Below are 20167 nucleotides of genomic sequence, written 5' to 3' on the forward strand. Positions count from 1 at the left end.
GTCTAACCGCTTGCGGGAGCTGCTTTTCCAGCCGCTGATTATTCGTTTGTAATGAGATAGGGGTTACTCTATAATACAGGAAGAAACACTGACCCCGAGGGAATTCGATGGAAAGAAGGGATCAATGATATGGAATTGTGGTACACCGAGAAGCAGACCGAGTCGTACGGCATTACGGCCAAAGTGAAAGAAACTTATGTCAGCGAGCAGACGGATTTCCAGAAGCTCGATATGATCGAGACGGAACAATTCGGCACGATGCTCGTCCTCGACGGCATGGTCATGACGACGGATAAAGATGAATTCGTTTATCACGAAATGGTTGCTCACCCAGCATTGTTCACGCACCCGAATCCGGAGAATGTCCTCGTTGTCGGCGGCGGCGACGGCGGCGTAATCCGCGAAGTGCTGAAGCATCAGAGCGTGAAGAAGGCGGTACTCGTCGAGATTGACGGCAAAGTAATCGAGTATTCGAAAAAGTATTTGCCGAACATCGCAGGCGGGCTCGACAACCCGCGCGTCGAAGTGATTGTGAATGACGGCTTTATGCACATTCACGACCATAAGAACACCTATGACGTTATTATGGTCGACTCTACGGAGCCTGTTGGCCCAGCGGTGAACTTGTTCACGCGCGGGTTCTACCAAGGCATCTTCGAAGCGCTGAAGGAAGAGGGCATCTTCGTTGCGCAGACGGACAATCCTTGGTTCAAAGCGGACCTGATTGAGAGCGTCAACCGCGACGTGAAAGAAGTGTTCCCGATCGTGCGCGTCTATTGCGCGAACGTGCCGACGTATCCATCCGGTCTATGGACATTTACGATGGGCAGCAAGAAGCATGATCCGCTTGCGGTCGACGAGACGGCGATTCCGGAACTCGACACCCAATATTACTCCCCGCGTCTTCACAAAGCGGCGTTCGCACTGCCGAAGTTCGTCGAAAACCTGGTGAAGTAACTTGAGTTCCCGGCACCCTTCGTTCTGATGACAGAGCGGGAGGGCCGGGAATTCGATTGTACATAGTTTCTAATCTTGAGGAGGTTCTTTTTTCAATGAAAATCGATCAAAAGTATTCCGGTAACGTCTTTATCCTTAGTTCCGATGATTATGCGGCATCCAAAGCCGTTATTTATGGTATGCCGATGGATTTCACCGTATCGTTCCGTCCAGGCTCCCGGTTCGGCCCTGCCCGCATCCGCGAAGTGTCGATCGGACTTGAAGAATACAGCCCTTATCTTGACCGCAGTCTCGAAGATATCGAATATTTTGACGCTGGCGACCTGCTGCTGCCGTTCGGCAACGCGGGCCGTTCGCTCGAAATTATCGGCGAGTACGTTGGCGGACTGTTGAACGACGGCAAAATGCCGATCGGTCTTGGCGGCGAGCATCTCGTATCGTGGCCGATTTTCCAAGAGGTATATAAGAAGTATCCGGATCTTGCGATCATCCATTTCGATGCGCATGCCGACCTGCGCGAGAACTATGAGGGAGAACCGCTGTCCCACTCGACGCCGCTTCGCAAAGCAGCCGGCCTGATGGGCGGCAAGAATATCTACCAATTCGGCATTCGTTCCGGCTCCCGCGAAGAGTTCCAATATGCGCGTGAGAATATCAACTTCTATCCGTTCGAAGTGCTTGAGCCTTTGAAAAAAGTGCTGCCGGAGCTGGCTGGCCGTCCAGTCTATCTGACGATCGACATCGACGTGCTGGATCCGTCTTGCGCACCGGGTACGGGAACGGCAGAAGCGGGCGGCATTACGAGCAAGGAATTGCTCGATGCGGTTCATGCAATCGCACGCGCGGGCATCAACATCGTCGGCTGCGACCTTGTTGAAGTAGCGCCGGCGTACGATCCGACAGAACAGACGCAGATCGTCGCGGCGAAAGTGATTCGCGAGATGCTGCTCGGATTCGTGAAATAATAATTACGTGAAGTAATATAGAATAGAAGAAGTTGAAGAAGCTCCGTTCCGATCGGCTTGAAGCCGGCTGGGGCGGAGTTCCTTCGTTACAGCGCAGGCTATAACTCTTCCACCTAGGGATGCTATATTGCAGCCGAAATGTGGGCATGATGGATACCAAGAGGAGGTGTCCATATGAAGTTAATGCCGATTTATGAACGGATGGCGGAGCTTCGCATTATCCAGAAACGGCGCAAGCTGACTGATACGGAGCGTCTGGAGTTGGATCACTGCTTGGACGTCAATGCCGATCATTGTCTTCGTCTCGCGCAGCTGTACAATTTGTCATTAATGGCCTCGATGACGGAGGATAAGGAATGGCAGCATGAGCTATGCCAAGAAATCGAACGGTACGGCGGCGGTTTGCCGAGCAGCGGCTGAGCAGAGACGTTGCGAACAGCCGGCACTGTACATGAAGGAGGCTGCATACAACATGTCGTTAACCGTCTATTCTTTCGAGCCGGTCGTTGACGAACGCAGCCAAGTGCTCGTTCTTGGGAGTATGCCGGGGGTGCCTTCCCTTGAGCTCAATGAATACTACGGCAATCCGCGCAATTATTTATGGCGGGTACTGTATGGCTTGTTCGGCCAGGAAGTTGATGAGGAATACGAGAAGCGGCTCGAATTCGCGCTTTCTCACCGGGTTGCCATGTGGGATGTGCTAAAGTCGTGCAAGCGGGAAGGAAGTCTGGATTCGAATATCCGGGATGAGGTCGTCAACGATATTCCGGGACTGCTCACGCGGTACCCGAATATTCGCTGCCTCGCGCTGAACGGCACGAAAGCGCACGATACGTTCATGCGCCACTTCGGCAAGACGGACGCCGCATCGCGCGTCGTGTGCTTGAAGCTGCCTTCCACGAGTCCAGTTCCGACGAGAACGATGAAGACGCTGGACGACCGGCTTGCAGCCTGGCGGGCGATCGAGCCATACTTGAGCTCGGCGGACTAGTGCGGGAACCCTATTCTTTCATTTGCAATTTTTGAATAATGACATATAATAGATGCAATCATGTTACAGACGATGAACGGGACAGTACGAAGCAAGTGCGATGCGGACAAGCGAGCCGGGGTGGTGAGAGCCGGCGGTATCGACGTTTCGGAAGCGCACCCGGGAGTTGGCGGCCTGAAGGCGGTGTCGGACGCGGAAGCGGACGAATTCAGCTGGGTAGGGCGGCCCGGTCACGCCGTTATCGTGTTCAAGAGGCTGCAAGGCATGAAGGGCGCGACGATGCGCTAGTGCAGGCAGCCAGAAGAGTGGTACCGCGGATCGACCTCCGTCTCTTTCCTAATAGAGACGGAGGTTTTTTTGACCACATAACCTCATGTGCAGTACGCAATAGAGATTTGTACATGACATGATGCGGGATTGGATTCGATCGGAAGTCTGGGATATAGTAGGAGCATACAGGCTGATACAGGAGGTGCCGGGATTGAATGATATGGCGATCGTGCGGCTGACGCTCACAAGCGAGATCGACGGCGACCGGCAGGAGCACCAGCTTCGGGGGGAATGGTTCCGCAAAGGCCGAACGGTCTACGTCCGATATACGGAGAACGACGATAATGCCGGTGAGGTTAGGACGGTCGTGCGATGGCGGGACGGAGAGCTGCATGTTTCAAGACGCGGGATCGTGGAGTCGGAGCAGACGTTCGTTGCGGGCGTTCGAAGAACGGGGAAGTACGTGTCGCCCTTTGCCCGGTTTCAAATGGTGACCGATACGTCCTTGCTATGGATGCAGTGCGGGGATTGGATGCAGAAGGATCAGGTGCAACAGGAGGGAGATCCGGACGACAATCCGGTGCCGGTACTGCCCATGCTGTTGGAATGGCATTATAAGATGTATGTGGACGAAGAACTGACCGGACAATTCAAAATCAAACTGAAAGCGGAGACGGGCACGAACTGATTGCCGAATCTCTTCATTCATGAAGGAGGTATCATTCCATGACGAATGTACTTGATCAATTATATGTGAATATCAAAACAGCTATCGCTGATGCTGTCGTTACCGCAGGTATCGCAGCCCGTGAGGAGCTGCCTGAATTCGTGCTTGAAGTTCCGCGGGACAAGTCCCACGGCGACTTGGCGACGAATGCAGCTATGCAGCTGACGAAGCTGGCGAAGCGCAATCCGCGTCAGATCGCAGAAGCGATCATCGCGAATTTGAATGGCGCGTCCGCTTCGATCGAGTCTGCGGAAATTGCGGGACCCGGCTTCATCAACTTCCGGCTTAACAAGAGTTATCTGTATCCGGTCGTCGGCCAGGTGCTTGATGCGGGTGATAACTATGGACGTACGGGAGATGGCGCGGGCAAAAGCGTTGAGGTTGAGTTCGTCAGCGCGAACCCGACGGGCAGCTTGCATCTTGGCCATGCCCGAGGCGCAGCGGTAGGTGATGCGCTATGTAACGTACTCGATTTCGCCGGTTATGACGTAACGCGCGAATACTATATTAACGATGCCGGCAACCAAGTGGCGAACCTTGCTTACTCCATCGAAGCGCGCTACAAGCAAGCGCTTGGCCAAGATGCTGTTATGCCGGAAGACGGCTATCATGGAGCGGACATCGTCGGCTTCGCGCAGGAGCTGGCAGCCCAAGAAGGCGACCGTCTGCTGTCGCTGCCGGATGATGAGCGGTTCACGTTCTTCCGTCAATTCGGCTTGGAGCGGGAGCTCGATAAAATTAAGCGAGACCTTGGACGGTTCCGCGTAGGCTTCGATTTGTGGTACAGCGAGACGTCGCTCTACGAGCAAGGTCTTGTCGAGCAAGGTCTTGACGCTCTGCGTGCGACCGGTCATGTCTATGAAGAAGAGGGCGCAACGTGGCTGAACACGATGCAGTTCGGTGACGATAAAAACCGCGTACTCGTGAAAAATGACGGCTCGTACACCTATTTGACGCCGGACATCGCTTACCATCGTGTCAAATACGGCCGCGGCTACGACCGTTTGATTAACATCTGGGGTGCTGACCATCACGGTTATATCCCGCGTATGAAAGCAGCTATGGAAGCGCTCGGCAACGATCCGGGCAAACTGACCGTTCTGATCGCACAGATGGTCAGCCTCTTCCAGAACGGCGAGAAAGTGAAAATGTCCAAGCGGACCGGCAAAGCGGTCACGATGGAAGATTTGATGGACGAAGTCGGCGTCGACGCGATCCGCTACTTCTTCACGATGCGCAGTATGGATTCCCATCTGGATTTCGATATGGATCTGGCGGTTTCGACATCCAACGAGAACCCAGTATTTTATGTTCAGTATGCGCACGCACGGATTTGCAGTATTTTCCGTCAAGCGGAAGAGCAAGGCGTGACCATGCGTCCGCTCACAGACATCCATTTGTCCAATCTTGTGACGGAGCAGGAGTACGACTTGCTGCGTAAGCTCGGCGAATTGCCGCAGGAAGTATCGGATGCGGCGGAGCAGTATGCGCCTCACCGATTGATCCGTTATGTATACGAGCTGGCGTCCCAGTTCCATAGCTATTATAGAGCGGAGCGCGTTATGACCGAAGACGCAGAGCAGACGCAAGCGCGTCTCGCGCTGCTTGCTGCAACGCGTATCGCGCTCGCCAACGTCCTGCGTCTGGTCGGCGTAACGGCACCGGAGCGGATGTAATTCCATCAATCGATCAGGCAAGAATACAAGGCCGCGAACCGATCATTTCCTGTAAGAGGAATGCTCGGTTCGCGGCCTTGTCGTATTTGCAAGCAATGGACCCTGCATATTTGACATCACCATAAGTTATCGGTCCGACGCTTGCAGCATCTTCGAAATATCGAGCTCGCCCGTCTGGCGGGGAGAGCGTTTACCGCGAAGCGGCTGCATTGACCTTCTTAAAATGTTTTTCACATCCGATGGCGTTAGATCGGGGTGTTTGGCCAACAGGAGCGCAACGGCGCCGCTCACATGCGAGGTAGCCATCGATGTGCCGCTCATTTCGTGGTACTTCCCTTTCAGCCAAGCGGAAGTAATTTTGTCTCCGGGTGCATAAATGTCGATAAAAACGCCCCGGTTGCTGAACGGTGCGATTCTCCGCAATCTGTTCGTCGCTCCGACGGATATTGTCTGCGGATACCGTGCCGGATAGTCGATTGACCGCCGCTTGCCGTCGTTGCCTGAAGAAGCAACAATAACGACGCCGGCGTTAGCAGCGTTCGTTACGGCGCTAAGCAGCGCTTTGCTTCTTGTTTTCATCCCGAAGCTCATGTTAATAATGTGCATCCGGTTTCGCACACACCACTCAATTGCGAGTATAATATCGGAGACATAGGCGCTGCCGTTGTGATCGAATGCTTTGATTGGATGAATGGAGGAGCGGGGAGCGACGCCGATCATTCCTTGCAGTTGATTGGCGGCTGCGATGGTGCCTGCGATATGAGTCCCATGTCCGTTGTCGTCATGCGGCAGCAGGCTGCGGTTGAGCAGATTGATGCCCCGCGCCAGCGATCCGCGAAGATCGGGGTGGTTGAAATCAACGCCGGTGTCTACGACGCCGATCTTGATTTTGTGTCCCGTTGTCGAGCTCCACGCTTGAGGTGCTTTCACTTGGGCTACGCCCCAAGGGATGCCTTTGTCAGGTGCCAGCGACCGCTGTGTCGTGGCATGAATTCGGACACGCTTATCGTTCTCTACCCAGACGCGGCCATCGAATCGGCGGTGCGGCTGGTCGTCGGGAATCGGACAGGATATCGCCTGTATGAGTCCCATTTGCCTGACCGACTGCAGTGATGAGACGGATGACTTCATTTCAGACCATTCATGGACGAATCGGCGAAAGTCTTGGCTGTGTTGGAACCGGATAATTCTCTTTTTATGGCTTGTGTTTTTTTCGGTCATCAAACCCTGCAGCCAACGGAGAAAAGCGGTGGTGTCCAAAATACGGGTCCCCTCCCGACGACGATGCTGAGGTATTGTATGAACGAGCGTAGGGACGCGCATGAGCAAGTGGCCTTTTTTCAGATAATTGGGCTTGAAACCGTGTCAAAAAGCGGAACAGGACATAGGATGGTGTAAGGGCCGGCAAGGCTCTTGCCTTCCCGGAAGGCGGATTGCCAACAATCCTGTCCGGAAGGATACAGTCACAGCGAAGGGATATACCCTTCGCTTTTTGCGTGCGGACATGCTTCGAAGCTTGCAATTTTAGGGGAAATAGGTTTTACTATAGGTTGATACGGTAACACTCGTATGTGAACGGGTATTTTACGATATTGAGGTAGCACGGGAGGATGGGCCAGTATGAGCAGCGATTTCGCCGCAAAATGGGACCGCGAACATATTCAAGAAATGCCGATGGTGGATCTGGCATTCGAAGTGCTGAAGTCAGTCAACACGCCGATGTACTATCGGGACTTGATGATGGAGATTGCTAAGATCCGTGAACTGGATCCAGAGACCATCAATGATGTTATTGCGCAAGTATATACGGAAATTAATATCGATGGACGTTTCGCGTGCGTCGGCAGCAACAACTGGGGACTGAAGCGTTGGTATCCAGTCGAGCGCAACGAAGATCCGGTTACGAGCTCCAAACGCCCTCGCATCATTAATGATGACGACGACGAGGATGAAGATCTGTACGCGGACGAGGAAGAAGAAGCGTACACGCCGGAAGAGGACGATTACGACAACTACGACGAAGACCGCGAGGGATTCGAAGAAGCTGAAGAAGAGACCGAAGTCGACGAAGATGTTGCGATTGATGACGAAGAGATTGAGGAAGAAGTCGAGGGCGAGGATTCCGCTGGAGAAGAAGAGGAAGACGACTTCGACGGCGATCTCGACGAGAGCGACGAAGACGATAACTAAATCAGCATTCATTCGAGCGGCCTTGGCGGGTCCCTTCCGGGACGGCGGGGCCGCTTGTAATTGATATTCGTATGCCGGGCGGCATACCTTTCGTTTATGCGGACAAAGGCGAATAATGGCGCGTTCATTCACTTGACAGGCCCCGTATGCAGCAGGTAAACTATTGCATGGGCTTCTGATGCAGGTGGGAACCAGACGTGCGAACGTTCATTTTCCTAGTTCTGCTCATAACTTGTATATTCGAGAACGAAAGTGCCCCGTGGACACGGGTGTCACTTTTTTTATTTTGCCCATTTACCGTTCTCCTGACATAGGACGCCGTCCGATTCCGGACGGCGCAACCTTTTTATCATGCAAGGATGTGGATTTAGTCCCCATAATTTGGACGGAAATCCTTGCGGCAATAACCGCTGAATCGCGCAGAAATAGGCAAACCTAAACATTAACATAGGAGCTTGGAGGGTATTGGTACAGTGACTAAATACATTTTCGTAACTGGCGGCGTCGTGTCTTCCCTTGGCAAGGGTATTACGGCGGCTTCGCTTGGCAGGTTGCTCAAGAACCGCGGTCTTAAAGTGACCATTCAGAAGTTTGATCCTTACATTAACGTCGACCCGGGCACGATGAGCCCGTATCAGCACGGTGAGGTGTTCGTTACCGATGACGGTGCTGAGACGGACCTTGACCTCGGTCATTATGAACGTTTTATCGATATTAATCTGTCGAAGAACAACAACGTGACGACGGGCAAGATTTACTCGACCGTTATTACGAAGGAACGCCGCGGCGAATATTTGGGCGGTACGGTTCAAGTTATCCCGCACATCACGAATGAAATCAAAGACCGGATCTTCCGTGCAGGCAAAGAAGCAGGCTCCGATGTCGTCATTACCGAAATTGGTGGTACGGTCGGCGATATCGAAAGCTTGCCGTTCATGGAAGCGATTCGCCAGATCAAGAGCGATATCGGACGCGATAACGTCATGTACATCCACGTTACGCTCATTCCTTACATTAAAGCAGCCGGCGAAATGAAAACGAAGCCGACGCAGCACAGCGTGAAAGAGCTGCGCAGCATCGGTATTCAGCCGAACGTCATCGTCTGCCGCACGGAGCAAGAGCTGCCGGATGACATGAAGCGCAAGATCGCGCAGTTCTGCGATGTGGACGCGAACGCTGTTGTGGAATGCCGCGATGCTTCGACGCTGTACGAAGTGCCGCTCATGCTCCGCGAGCAAGGGCTGGACGATATCGTCGTGAACCATCTGAAGCTGACGACGACACCTCCGGACATGACGGAGTGGGAAGCGCTCGTGAAGCGGGTCAAATCGCTGCACAAGAAAACCGAAATCGCAATCGTCGGCAAATACGTCGCGCTGCATGACGCCTATCTGTCGATCGTTGAATCGCTCGGCCACGCTGGTATCGCGCTCGAGTCGGATATCGACATTCGCTGGGTCAACGCAGAAGAGGTTACGGACCGTAATGCGGCGGATCTGCTGCAAGGCGTTCACGGCATTCTCGTTCCAGGCGGCTTCGGCGACCGCGGTATCGAAGGCAAGGTAGCGGCAATCCGTTACGCCCGCGAGAACAACGTACCGTTCTTCGGCATTTGCCTCGGTATGCAGGTAGCAGTTATCGAATATGCCCGCAACGTTTGCGGCTTGGACGATGCGAACAGCTCCGAGATTAATCCTTCTACGCCTTACCCGGTTATCGATCTGCTTCCGGATCAGAAGGATATTGAAGATATGGGCGGCACGATGCGTCTTGGCCTGTATCCGTGCAAGCTTCTTCCAGGTTCGGTCGGCATGAAAGAATACGACGATGAGCTCGTGTATGAGCGCCATCGCCACCGGTACGAGTTCAACAATGAGTACCGCGAGCGGGTCGAGTCCGGCGGTCTTGTATTCTCCGGTACATCGCCTGACGGCCGTTTGGTCGAAATGGTCGAACTGCCGAACCATCCTTGGTTCCTGGCTGTTCAATTCCATCCGGAATTTACTTCGCGTCCGAACCGCCCGCAGCCGTTGTTCCGCGGTTTCGTCCGCGCTGCGCTTAAATATTCCGAACAATAATCGCGCCTGCGGTTTCTATTCTATAACCAACAGTCCCGTTCATCGCATTCCAACGAATGCAGTGAACGGGATTTTTTTTACGAATTGTCTTGTTTTGGTGATTAAAGAAGAAGGTTTAGCGGGTAGTGTATGTTGTTAGACCTTCTCGTTGTTGTTCTTTATCAATATCTGACAGAACGTGTAATTCCTTTTTTTGAAAAAGCGGCAGGAAAATGTGATAACTCATGCGAATAGTATAGTTACAATATGACGGAATTTGAAAAAATCGACTGTAGCCGTGCGGCAGTGTCGTTTATGGGAGGTAGAAGGGTGGATAAGAAAGTTCTGATCGTCGACGACCAAAACGGGATTCGAGTGCTGTTAATGGAAGTATTCAGCAGTGAGGGGTATGCAACGTTCCAAGCTTCGAATGGTAAACTTGCATTGGAGATCGTACGTAACGAACGGCCGGACTTAGTGCTGCTCGACATGAAGATTCCAGGAATGGACGGTCTTGAGATACTGCGTCATGTGAAGACGATTGACGCTGATATTAAAGTCATCATGATGACGGCTTATGGAGAACTCGATATTATTAAGGAAGCGACCGACCTCGGCGCGCTGATGCATTTTACGAAGCCATTCGACATCGACGAGATGCGGCTTGCGGTCAATAGTGAGTTAAGAGGCGATCAATCGAATAGCCGTTACGCAATCGGGACCTGATTCTTTCAGGTCCTTTGTTGTCAAGATAAACCGATTTACCATGTTCGGGCGCATTGTGCTATAATAATTCAGTATGTCATTCGAAAGTCTCTCCTGCAGCTATTGATTCGTAAGGAGAGATTTGTGTTATCTATAGACAATGTGTGAGCACCAGCCGAAGCGGTTCGTTGTATTGTTCGCTTCTGACGGGGAGGAATCGGTTAAAGGCATGGAGAAGTTGATGATTAGAGGCGGGAATCCGCTTCATGGAGAAGTGCAAATTAGCGGGGCTAAGAACAGTGCGGTTGCGCTGCTGCCGGCTGCCATCTTGGCGGAGTCGGAAGTAACGCTTGATAATTTGCCGGCGATTAGCGACGTTGCTGTATATAGCGAAATTTTACGGGATCTTGGTGCGGTTGTGGAACGCAAAGAAGATGCGATTCGAATCGATCCGTCCAATCTCCAGTCGGTAGCGATGCCTAACGGCAAAGTGAAGCTGCTGCGGGCTTCTTATTATTTGATGGGAGCTCTGCTTGGCCGGTTCGGCGAGGCAGTTATTGGTCTTCCTGGAGGCTGCAACTTCGAGCCGCGTCCGATCGATCAGCATATCAAAGGGTTCGAAGCACTCGGAGCAACGGTAACGAACGAGCATGGTGCGATGCGCATCACGGCGAAGGAGCTTCGCGGAGCGAAGATTTACTTGGACCTCGTCAGCGTTGGAGCGACAATTAATATTATGCTTGCCGCTTCCAGAGCCAAGGGCTCTACGATCATTGAGAATGCGGCCAAAGAACCGGAGATCATAGACGTGGCAACGCTGCTTAACTCCATGGGTGCCAAGATCAAAGGAGCCGGTACCGAGACGATCCGAATCGAAGGCGTCGAGCGGATGCACGGATGCCGGCATTCCATTATTCCGGACCGCATCCAAGCGGGGACGTATATGATAATGGCCGCCGCGACCCGCGGTGACGTCACGGTAGAAGGTGTCATTCCGAAGCATATGGAGGCGGTTACCGCTAAGCTTCGCGAATTGGGAGCGACGGTGGAGGAACTCGACGATGCGATTCGCATTGTTGCCTCAGGGGATGCGCCGTATCAGGCGGTCGACGTGAAGGCGCTTGTGTATCCAGGCTTCGCAACGGATTTGCAATCGCCGATGACAAGCTTGCTTACGCAAGCTAGCGGTGTAAGTGTGCTGTCCGACTATATTTACGGCAACCGGTTCAAGCATGTGCCTGAGCTGGCGATGATGGGCGCGAATATTCGCGTTGAAGGCCGTTCGGCGATCATCGAAGGCGGACCGCTGAGTGCGGCCAAAGTGCATGCGACTGACCTGCGGGCTGGAGCTGCGCTCGTGATTGCTGGCCTGACGGTAACGGACGGCATTACGGAAGTGACCGGCGTGGAATATATCGATCGCGGCTACGATAATCTAGTGGAGAACTTAAGCCGGCTCGGCGCTGATATATGGCGGGAGACGGTGTCCCAATAACGGCTCGAAGCTTGCTGCTTGGCGGAACGGAAGCGCTATTTTGCCTCTTAGCGGAATAGCGCACGTCTTTTCCGGCAATGCTGGTAAGCAAAATCTAATAGTGTGGTGAGATTATGACGGATCTTCAGATCGCCGATCTGGAAGAGATGAAGTTGACCGATCTGTACAAGCTGGCTAAGCAGTATCAGATACCGTATTATGGTCAATTTAAGAAGAAAGAATTGATTTTTGCCATTTTGCGGGCGCAAGCCGAGAAGAGCGGGTTTTTCTTCATGCAAGGCATTTTGGATATCCTTCCGGACGGTTTCGGATTTCTGCGTCCGATCAATTATTCCAGCAGCAACGAAGATATTTATATTTCGCAGTCCCAAATTCGTAGATTCGATCTTCGCTCTGGCGACCTCGTATCAGGCAAGTGCCGTCCGCCGAAAGAAAACGAACGGTATTACGGTCTGCTGCAAGTCAATGCGGTAAACGGAGAAAACCCTGAAACAGCTGCTGAACGCCTTCACTTTCCCGCCCTTACTCCTCTTTTCCCTGAGAAGAAACTGGTCTTGGAAATGGCCCCTAACAAGCTTTCGACCCGAATTATGGATTTGCTTGCACCGGTTGGACATGGACAACGCGGTTTGATCGTGGCGCCACCGAAGGCCGGCAAGACATTACTGCTTAAGGAAATTGCCAACAGCATCTCGAATAACCATCCGGATATCGAGCTGTTCGTGCTGCTCATCGACGAGCGGCCGGAGGAAGTAACGGACATGCAGCGGTCGGTCAAAGGGGAAGTGGTCGCTTCTACATTCGACGAATTGCCGGAGAATCATATTAAAGTCGCGGAGCTGGTGCTCGAGCGGGCGCTTCGTCTTGTTGAGAGCAAGAAGGATGTTGTTATTCTGCTTGACAGCATTACAAGGCTAGCGCGGGCTTACAACCTTGTTATTCCGCCATCCGGACGTACGCTAAGCGGCGGTATCGATCCAGCGGCATTCCATCGCCCTAAACGGTTTTTCGGTTCCGCCCGCAACGTGGAAGAAGGCGGAAGCCTGACGATTCTGGCGACTGCGCTCATAGAGACGGGTTCGAGAATGGACGACGTCATTTATGAAGAATTTAAAGGTACGGGCAATATGGAGCTCCATCTGGACCGCCGCTTGGCGGAAAGACGCATATTCCCTGCGCTTGACATTCGTCGCTCCGGCACCCGCCGTGAAGAGATGCTGTTGACCAAGGAAGAGCTTGACAAAATATGGGCGATTCGCAAGAGCATGAACGACTCGATGGAATTCGTCGACAGTTTCCTGAAGAAGCTTGCCGATTCGAAGACGAACGAAGAATTCCTTATGTCGCTCGACACATCGTCATTCCCAAGCGCGCCAAGTGGCGGCAGCTCAGGAACATCAAGCGGTACTGGCGGGGCAAGTGCGGCTGGCCGCAGACCGGCAACGCGTTCGACGGCAACGCCGCGCGAATAGTTTTGTGAATAATGTTTTCTTGGAGCGAAAGCTTAGATAATGCTTACGAAGTAGCTTTGTTCCATGCGATTTGCAATACAAATCGCAAAGTCTCAAAGCTTAGATAATGCTTACGAAGTAGCTTTTGCTCAATAATGCCTAATCAGGCATAGTAATGAGCAAAAGCTTTTAGGAGGACACCATGAATCTCGTTTATGCAGATGCCAAGGGTCAAGTGTTTGACCATCCGAGCTGGATCGGCCTTGGGCGCAGCGGCGATATGGTCGTCGAGTTGTTGGAGGACGAGCTTATACCGCTTCCGGACGGCGCGACGTTGGTTGGTCTGCCGCATACGCGTCCGATCGGCCTTGATCCGAGGACGGGTCAAATGGCTGTGCTGCCCGGCGATGTCCAAGCGGTCGGCGCTTTGCTTCCACAAGGCTATACCCGTTTGAACATCCCGTCTTATATGAAGACGGATAAGAATGAAAAGTTCCCATTGTTCGGATATACAGCGGTTGTATGGAAAGATGACCAGTTCTACGTTGCTGCCGAGCCGACTGATGATCCGGAGCGCTGGAATCCGGAGAACTGCGACCGCCGAGAAGTAGCTAACGGTGTCGAGCGGCTGATGAATAAGTATCCGGACAACCGGTTGTACAAGCATCTGTCCAACTGCGCACTCGGTTACGAATGCTTAACTTCGTCGAACACGTTCCTGCATCGGTGGGAAGGCGGAGTGCCGGTATCGTACTCTTGCAACGCGGGTTGTTACGGCTGTATTTCTGAACAACCGGACGACAGCGGCTTCGTAGCGCCGCAGACGCGAATGAACTTCAAGCCAACGGTTGAAGAAATCGTTCAAGTCATGATGGAGCAGCTCGTTACACCGGATGCGATCATCAGTTTCGGACAAGGCTGCGAAGGCGAGCCTTCAACCCAAGCCAAGATCATTATCGAAGCGATCAAAGAAGTGCGCAACCGCACTTCGATGGGCTATATCAACATTAATACGAATGCGGGCTTGTCTGATCATATTCGGGGCATTGTTGATGCGGGCCTTGATCTCATGCGTGTCAGCACGATCAGCGCATTGGACGATCATTACAACGCTTACTACAAACCGCGCGCCTATACACTCGCTAACGTTGAGAAGTCACTCAAGTATGCGACGCAGCAAGGCGTCTACACGTCGATCAACTATTTGATCTTCCCTGGCGTCACCGACCGCGAAGAAGAGATCGAAGCGATGATCGGCTTCGCCAAGAGGACAGGTCTGAAGTTGATTCAGATGCGTAATCTGAATATAGACCCGGAAAGTTATTTGGAGCTGATTCCGAAGGCGCGGGGCGAGATTTACGGTATGAAACAGATGCTCGAGATCTATCGCGAGGAATTGCCGGATGTTGTCATTGGATCTTATACGCATGTGCCGCCGGGCGAGCTTCGGCGCGTTCGTACTTGATAAAGTCTGCATTTCTTATCCAATGACAGCCCTGGGTAGGGTATAGATGTCATTGCGCATGAGGAATCGCCCATGCTATAATCGTGTTTGTATTGCGTAATTTACTCTGGGTTCGCATGTAATCCAGGGCGGAAAGAGGTGAACAGACGATGAAACAAGGCATTCATCCGACGTACCACGTAACGACGGCAACGTGCGCTTGCGGTAACACGTTCGAGACGGGTTCGATCAAATCGAATCTTCGTGTCGAGATTTGTTCCGTATGCCACCCGTTCTTCACTGGCAAACAGAAGTTTGTTGATGTAGGCGGCCGTGTGGACAGATTCAAAAAGAAATACGGCATCTAATATTCTGTCTGAAATTGGCAGAATACAACAGCCTCCCTCAGCCATCCTATGGTCTGAAGGGAGGTTTTTTGTTATGTTTCGATTCATGCACCAGCGGCTGCGTTCGAACTTGCGTATAGGCCTGCTTCCGGGCTTGCTTGTTATCGCGTCATTGTTGTTGCTGGCGGGCTGCGGCGGAGGCAGCGGAAAGTACGATAATAAGATGAGGGTTCAGCACTACGGCCATGACGGTTATATGGGGCTTACGAATACGAATCCGTCATTGCCGAATTCGCCGCACAGCTTAACGCTTAAGAACGATACCGATTTCATCGATCAGAAGCTGCGCACAATCAGGGGCGTCGACCATACGCGTATCGTAGTGGAAGGCTCGAAGATGGTCGTCACGGTATATCCGGTAGCGGGACTAAGCGCTATTGAGAGAACGGGTGTGAAGAATCAAGCGGAAGCGATGGTCAGGTATAACATGCCGCGCTACAGCGTGAACGTCAATATTGCGCCATAAGCAGGCGGATACCGGAAAACTGATTTTTGTAACTTTTTCTAAGCGGTTGCGCTTTGCTTCTGAATGGTCTATACTTAGCTTTACCGTGCTAGACGGGGAGGTAGCGGTGCCCTGTAACTCGCAATCCGCTATAGCGAGGTTGAATTCCTGCTTGAGGTTATGTGATGCGGGGTTTGGCACTTGCGAACAATGTTGACAGTTGGGTCCCTCGCAATGGGCATCTGTGAACCCGGTCAGGTCCGGAAGGAAGCAGCCGTAAGCAGACACGTTCATGTGTTGGGGGAGTGCCTGACTCGAGTTGGGAGCAAGGATGCCGCCCGGATCGCATGTATCGGGAGCAGGTGCACGGTTCCTACATATCATGCGAGCCATATCCGGCTGCGTGAAGAACGATTGAATCGTTCTTGCGCAGGCCGGATTTTTTGTTATACAACTTTTGCCGGGCATAATGCTTGTTTTGTTGCCGCAATGGTTCGTGTATAATGGAATAATCGGATCGAAATGTCATTGCAGAAAGGACGGGTTCGCATGTCTCACATAGCCTTATACCGAGCTTGGCGTCCCCAGACGTTCCATGACATGGTCGGACAGCGGCACATCATTCAGACACTGCAGAATGCGATACGCGAGGATCGCGTTTCACATGCTTATCTATTCAACGGACCGCGCGGTACAGGCAAGACGAGCGCCGCTAAGATATTGGCGAAAGCGATCAACTGTGAACGCGGACCGGCACCGGAGCCTTGCAATGAATGCGACGCATGCGTAGGCATTACAGCAGGCACGGTGATGGATGTCGTTGAGATTGATGCCGCTTCCAATCGAGGGATTGACGAAATTCGCGAAATTCGCGACAAAGTCCGTTACGCCCCGTCCGAGGTTCGCTATAAAGTGTATATAATAGATGAAGTGCATATGCTGACGACGGAAGCTTTCAATGCGCTGCTTAAGACGCTGGAAGAACCGCCTGGGCATGTTATCTTCATCTTGGCGACGACGGAGCCGCATAAGCTCCTGCCGACCATTATATCCCGTTGCCAGCGGTTCGATTTCAGGCAGGTGTCACTGGATGAACAGACGGAACGGCTTCGCCTTATTTGCCAGGAAGAAGGTATTCAGGCGGAGGACGAGGCGTTGTCCTACATCGCGAGGCTGTCTGAAGGCGGCATGCGCGATGCAATCAGTCTGCTGGAACAGTCGGCTGCTTTCGGCGGGGAGAGCATTACGCTGGAAGGGGCTATCGACGTCACCGGCGGTTTGGCTGCGGAGCAGTTCGCGAAGTTGGCAGAAGCGGTTCGCGACCGGAATGCTGGAGCTATTCTGCCTCTTGTAGAAGGGTTGATGCAGGCAGGCAAGAGCGCCGAGAAGTGTATGGAGAACTTTATCTATTACTTCCGCGACTTGCTTGTGCTGAAGCTTGCACCTAACAGCGGAGCTCAAGCGGAGCGAATCGTCGACGAGGGCAAATTCCGCGAGATGGCGGAAGCGTTCAGCACGGGCCGTTTGTTCCGAATGATCGATGTGCTCAATCGTTACCAGACGGAGATGAAGCATGCGTTGCAGCCGCAGACGTTGTTCGAGGTTGCGCTCATGAAGCTCTGTACGATGGGGGAACATGGAGATTCAGGCGAGCGGTCACCGGCTTCTGGCGAAAATTCATCTTCGGCCTCTGCGCAAGACGGATCGGGCGGCGATGTCATTCGGCTTCAGCGTCAGGTTGAGATGTTGGAGAAGAAGCTGGAGCAACTGCTTCGCAGCGGAGTTGCGGCTGGGGCAGGCGACGGAGCAGGAGCGGCGCAAGGAAGTCAGGCTGCAGGCGGAGCGAATCGCAGAGGCGGTAACCGCAATGCTTTCGGATCCGCAGGCGGATCGGGTCTTGGCGCCATCGGCAAACCGAAGCTGGAGCCTTTTGTTGCGGCGATGAACGGGCAAGCCATTTCTCAAATCCGGATGCGTTGGGGCGAACTGCTGCAACGTGTGAAAGAAACGAGAATTACGGTACATGCTTGGCTCGTAGACGGCGAGCCTGTATCAGCGGCGGATGAAACGGTTCTTGTTGCGTTCAAGAGCATGATGCACCGGGAGACGACGGAGAAGCCGGCGAACCGCGAACTGATCGAACATGTTCTGAACCAAGTATTCGGCAGAGCAGTAAGATTGGCAACCGTCATGATGAAGGACTGGCAGGCGGCTTCCGAGGGTGGAGAAAGTAGTCCCGCCTTAGAAACTTTGCAGTTGGAACCTGAGGGCGATGAGCCGGCCGAAAGACCGGAATGGGTAGAAGAAGCGTTCAAATTGTTCGGCGACCAGCTTGTCGAGCTGAAGCGCGATTAGGTAGAATAGCGGTATCTATATTTCCCATGGGGTGATTAATATGACGAATATGCAGCATATGATGAAACAAGTGAAGAAAATGCAGGAGCAAATGCTTAAAGCTCAAGAAGAGCTCGGCACCAAAACGGTTGAAGGATCTGCAGGCGGCGGTGTTGTTACGGTTAAAGTAAACGGCCATAAGCAAATCTTGTCGATCGCGATTAAGCCTGAAGCGGTTGATCCTGAAGATGTCGAAATGCTCCAAGACCTCGTTATGACGGCTGTGAACGACGCTTTGGCTAAAGCGGAAGAAATGGCGAACGACGATATGGGCAAATACACAGGCGGCATGAAGATTCCAGGCCTGTTCTAATTATAGATTTACAGCGACATTCATGAGAAGTGGCCTGTCGGACCCGCATCCTGCGACCGGCAGGCCGTTTGTTATGTTGAGAGAGGAGAACGTAATCATGTATTATCCTGAGCCGATAGCCAAATTGATCGATGCGTTCACTCGTCTCCCGGGAATCGGGCCGAAGACGGCGGCTAGGCTGGCGTTTCATGTGCTGCGGATGCAGGAGGATGACGTCATCGATTTCGCCAAGGCGCTCGTCAGCGTTAAACGCAATTTGCATTACTGCTCGGTCTGTTGCAACATTACCGATGTTGATCCGTGCAGAATATGTCAGGACAAGAGCCGTGATCAAGCGGTCATCTGCGTCGTTCAGGAGTCCAAGGATTTGGTAGCTATGGAACGGACGAAGGAGTTCAACGGTTATTACCATGTTCTCCAAGGTGCGATCTCTCCAATGGAAGGGATCGGGCCGGATCAGATCCGGGTTGCAGAGCTGCTGCAGCGTCTGAGTGATGAGCGCGTGCAGGAACTGATTATGGCGACGAATCCGAATATCGAGGGCGAAGCGACGGCAATGTATTTGTCTAGGTTGGTTAAGCCGTTCGGAATCCGGGTTACGCGTATTGCTCATGGTTTGCCGGTAGGCGGAGACTTGGAGTACGCGGACGAGGTGACTTTGTCGAAAGCGCTGGAAGGAAGGCGCGAGCTGAACTAATAAGGGTAAGAGACCGGGCGCCGGCAAGCGGCCCGGTTTTTCTTTTTGTCATGACGGTGTATGTCCATCTGTTCATGTTCTATTGATTCATCCGCTCTCATAAATTGTGGTGATACAAATTTGGACGAGCGGAGCGTGAACGGGATGACGATGTTGTTATCGTGGTTGAAAGTAAAATCGCCGAAGTTCAGTAAGAAACAGAAAGCAGTCGGATATGTACCGGATGAAGTGATGCAGCTCAAGAAAGACATTGATGAGGCGCGCCGCGGCTGGCAGGCAGCTTGCCGTTTCTTCGAATATGTTGTCGAGCCGGATGAGGTTGACTATGCCGTCTATCATTTAATGGCGACTGAACAACGTTATATCATGTTGATCCGGAAAGCGAAGGCGATGACATCCGTTCAGTGGCCGGCATGGGTAGGGGGCGAATAGCAATGAAGTGGGTCATGATTGCTGTCCTCGTTGTCTCGTCCTTATCATTAGTGTTGGTATTAATTCGAAACCGGTATTCGCTCGAATGGATACGGCGCCTGGCGCTTCATCTCATATTGGCGGCGATCGGCTTATACGCGATCAATTATTCGGGATTGCTGAGCGGTTGGGAGATACCGTTGAACTTTGCGACAATCGGAACTGTTATGGTACTTGGTCTCCCGGGCATTGCTTTGATTGTGGGATTGCGCTATACGTTGTTTTGATGAGCGCAGCTTGCGGCGGTTGACTCTGTGGACGAGATATGTTAAATTGAATTCCTCGCCCTTAACGGCGGATGAGTAGCAGAGAAAGCCTAAAAAAAGAATTTCAAAAAGTGCTTGCATTCATCTGGGTGGCTGTGATATATTATAAAAGTCGCCGCTGAACGAAAGGCGAACGAGAAACAAAAAAAATAAATAAATGCTTGACCAACTGATTAACATCTGATATGATGTAAAAGTTGTCGAAACAAAACGAATTGTTCTTTGAAAACTGAACAACGAGCGAAA

At 52.5% G+C, this 20167-nt stretch carries 21 protein-coding genes and 1 other RNA gene; 21 read left to right on the forward strand and 1 reads right to left on the reverse strand.

From position 1 onward, the window contains the following. Nucleotides 1-129: 129 nt before the first annotated feature. The 7 genes from speE (at nucleotide 130) to argS (ending at nucleotide 5586) form a co-directional block, all read left to right on the forward strand. Entirely contained in the window at nucleotides 130-957 is an 828-nt protein-coding gene (gene speE / locus PKO01S_RS22700; RefSeq protein WP_127533730.1) for a polyamine aminopropyltransferase, read from the forward strand. 95 nt (nucleotides 958-1052) lie between these two features. After that, nucleotides 1053-1922 carry an agmatinase gene (gene speB, locus PKO01S_RS22705; RefSeq protein WP_127533731.1) on the forward strand — a complete coding sequence of 290 codons (870 nt, stop codon included), beginning with the start codon at nucleotides 1053-1055 and terminating at the stop codon, nucleotides 1920-1922. 174 nt (nucleotides 1923-2096) lie between these two features. Next, nucleotides 2097-2342, forward strand: a complete 246-nt coding sequence (locus PKO01S_RS22710; RefSeq protein ID WP_127533732.1) for a DUF7667 family protein — start codon at nucleotides 2097-2099, stop codon at nucleotides 2340-2342. Further along, complete coding sequence (locus PKO01S_RS22715; RefSeq protein ID WP_127533733.1) at nucleotides 2287-2913, forward strand: DNA-deoxyinosine glycosylase; 627 nt, start codon at nucleotides 2287-2289, stop codon at nucleotides 2911-2913. The genes PKO01S_RS22710 and PKO01S_RS22715 overlap by 56 nt, the downstream gene beginning before the upstream one ends. A 60-nt stretch (nucleotides 2914-2973) precedes the next feature. After that, entirely contained in the window at nucleotides 2974-3201 is a 228-nt protein-coding gene (locus PKO01S_RS22720) for a hypothetical protein (RefSeq protein WP_127533734.1), read from the forward strand. Nucleotides 3202-3403: 202 nt separating this feature from the next. After that, on the forward strand, nucleotides 3404-3871 hold the full coding sequence (locus PKO01S_RS22725; protein ID WP_246070691.1) for a DUF1934 domain-containing protein: 468 nt from the start codon (nucleotides 3404-3406) through the stop codon (nucleotides 3869-3871). Between the two features lie 38 nt (nucleotides 3872-3909). Beyond that, entirely contained in the window at nucleotides 3910-5586 is a 1677-nt protein-coding gene (gene argS / locus PKO01S_RS22730; protein ID WP_127533736.1) for an arginine--tRNA ligase, read from the forward strand. Nucleotides 5587-5712: 126 nt separating this feature from the next. Here the strand turns inward: argS and PKO01S_RS22735 are convergent, their stop codons facing one another. Then, a complete protein-coding gene (locus PKO01S_RS22735) occupies nucleotides 5713-6846 on the reverse strand; it encodes a S8 family peptidase (protein WP_127533737.1) in 1134 nt (377 codons plus the stop codon). Between the two features lie 360 nt (nucleotides 6847-7206). On the opposite strand from PKO01S_RS22735, the gene rpoE reads away from it, so the two are divergent. From rpoE to PKO01S_RS22805, 14 genes are all read left to right on the forward strand, one after another. After that, the gene (rpoE, locus tag PKO01S_RS22740) at nucleotides 7207-7776 is read left to right on the forward strand and encodes a DNA-directed RNA polymerase subunit delta (protein ID WP_127533738.1); all 570 of its coding nucleotides are present in this window, start codon (nucleotides 7207-7209) and stop codon (nucleotides 7774-7776) included. Between the two features lie 473 nt (nucleotides 7777-8249). Then, nucleotides 8250-9854, forward strand: a complete 1605-nt coding sequence (locus PKO01S_RS22745; protein WP_127533739.1) for a CTP synthase — start codon at nucleotides 8250-8252, stop codon at nucleotides 9852-9854. A gap of 294 nt (nucleotides 9855-10148) precedes the next feature. Beyond that, nucleotides 10149-10559: a response regulator gene (locus PKO01S_RS22750; RefSeq protein ID WP_281278949.1), complete on the forward strand. Its 411-nt coding sequence runs from the start codon at nucleotides 10149-10151 to the stop codon at nucleotides 10557-10559. 208 nt (nucleotides 10560-10767) lie between these two features. Continuing rightward, a complete protein-coding gene (locus tag PKO01S_RS22755) occupies nucleotides 10768-12033 on the forward strand; it encodes a UDP-N-acetylglucosamine 1-carboxyvinyltransferase (protein ID WP_127533741.1) in 1266 nt (421 codons plus the stop codon). A 113-nt stretch (nucleotides 12034-12146) separates the two neighbouring features. Continuing rightward, nucleotides 12147-13505, forward strand: coding sequence for a transcription termination factor Rho (gene rho / locus PKO01S_RS22760; protein WP_127533742.1), 1359 nt, complete (start codon nucleotides 12147-12149; stop codon nucleotides 13503-13505). Nucleotides 13506-13686: 181 nt separating this feature from the next. After that, nucleotides 13687-14949: a radical SAM protein gene (locus PKO01S_RS22765; protein ID WP_127533743.1), complete on the forward strand. Its 1263-nt coding sequence runs from the start codon at nucleotides 13687-13689 to the stop codon at nucleotides 14947-14949. Nucleotides 14950-15098: 149 nt separating this feature from the next. After that, nucleotides 15099-15296, forward strand: a complete 198-nt coding sequence (gene rpmE, locus PKO01S_RS22770; protein WP_127533744.1) for a 50S ribosomal protein L31 — start codon at nucleotides 15099-15101, stop codon at nucleotides 15294-15296. Between the two features lie 73 nt (nucleotides 15297-15369). After that, entirely contained in the window at nucleotides 15370-15801 is a 432-nt protein-coding gene (locus PKO01S_RS22775; RefSeq protein WP_127533745.1) for a hypothetical protein, read from the forward strand. A gap of 83 nt (nucleotides 15802-15884) precedes the next feature. Continuing rightward, nucleotides 15885-16150: signal recognition particle sRNA large type (gene ffs / locus PKO01S_RS22780), an RNA gene on the forward strand. Between the two features lie 179 nt (nucleotides 16151-16329). After that, nucleotides 16330-18135 carry a DNA polymerase III subunit gamma/tau gene (gene dnaX / locus PKO01S_RS22785; protein ID WP_127533746.1) on the forward strand — a complete coding sequence of 602 codons (1806 nt, stop codon included), beginning with the start codon at nucleotides 16330-16332 and terminating at the stop codon, nucleotides 18133-18135. 40 nt (nucleotides 18136-18175) lie between these two features. Beyond that, nucleotides 18176-18487 (forward strand): YbaB/EbfC family nucleoid-associated protein, encoded by a 312-nt coding sequence (locus tag PKO01S_RS22790; protein WP_127533747.1) that lies wholly within the window; start codon nucleotides 18176-18178, stop codon nucleotides 18485-18487. A 97-nt stretch (nucleotides 18488-18584) separates the two neighbouring features. After that, nucleotides 18585-19184 (forward strand): recombination mediator RecR, encoded by a 600-nt coding sequence (gene recR, locus PKO01S_RS22795; protein ID WP_127533748.1) that lies wholly within the window; start codon nucleotides 18585-18587, stop codon nucleotides 19182-19184. A gap of 144 nt (nucleotides 19185-19328) precedes the next feature. Continuing rightward, nucleotides 19329-19616, forward strand: coding sequence for a DUF2508 family protein (locus PKO01S_RS22800; protein WP_164779716.1), 288 nt, complete (start codon nucleotides 19329-19331; stop codon nucleotides 19614-19616). A gap of 2 nt (nucleotides 19617-19618) precedes the next feature. After that, nucleotides 19619-19882: a pro-sigmaK processing inhibitor BofA family protein gene (locus PKO01S_RS22805; protein WP_127533750.1), complete on the forward strand. Its 264-nt coding sequence runs from the start codon at nucleotides 19619-19621 to the stop codon at nucleotides 19880-19882. Nucleotides 19883-20167 lie beyond the last annotated feature (285 nt).

The sequence above is a fragment of the Paenibacillus kobensis NBRC 15729 genome, from assembly GCF_004000825.1.
Classification (GTDB): domain Bacteria; phylum Bacillota; class Bacilli; order Paenibacillales; family Paenibacillaceae; genus Paenibacillus_T; species Paenibacillus_T kobensis.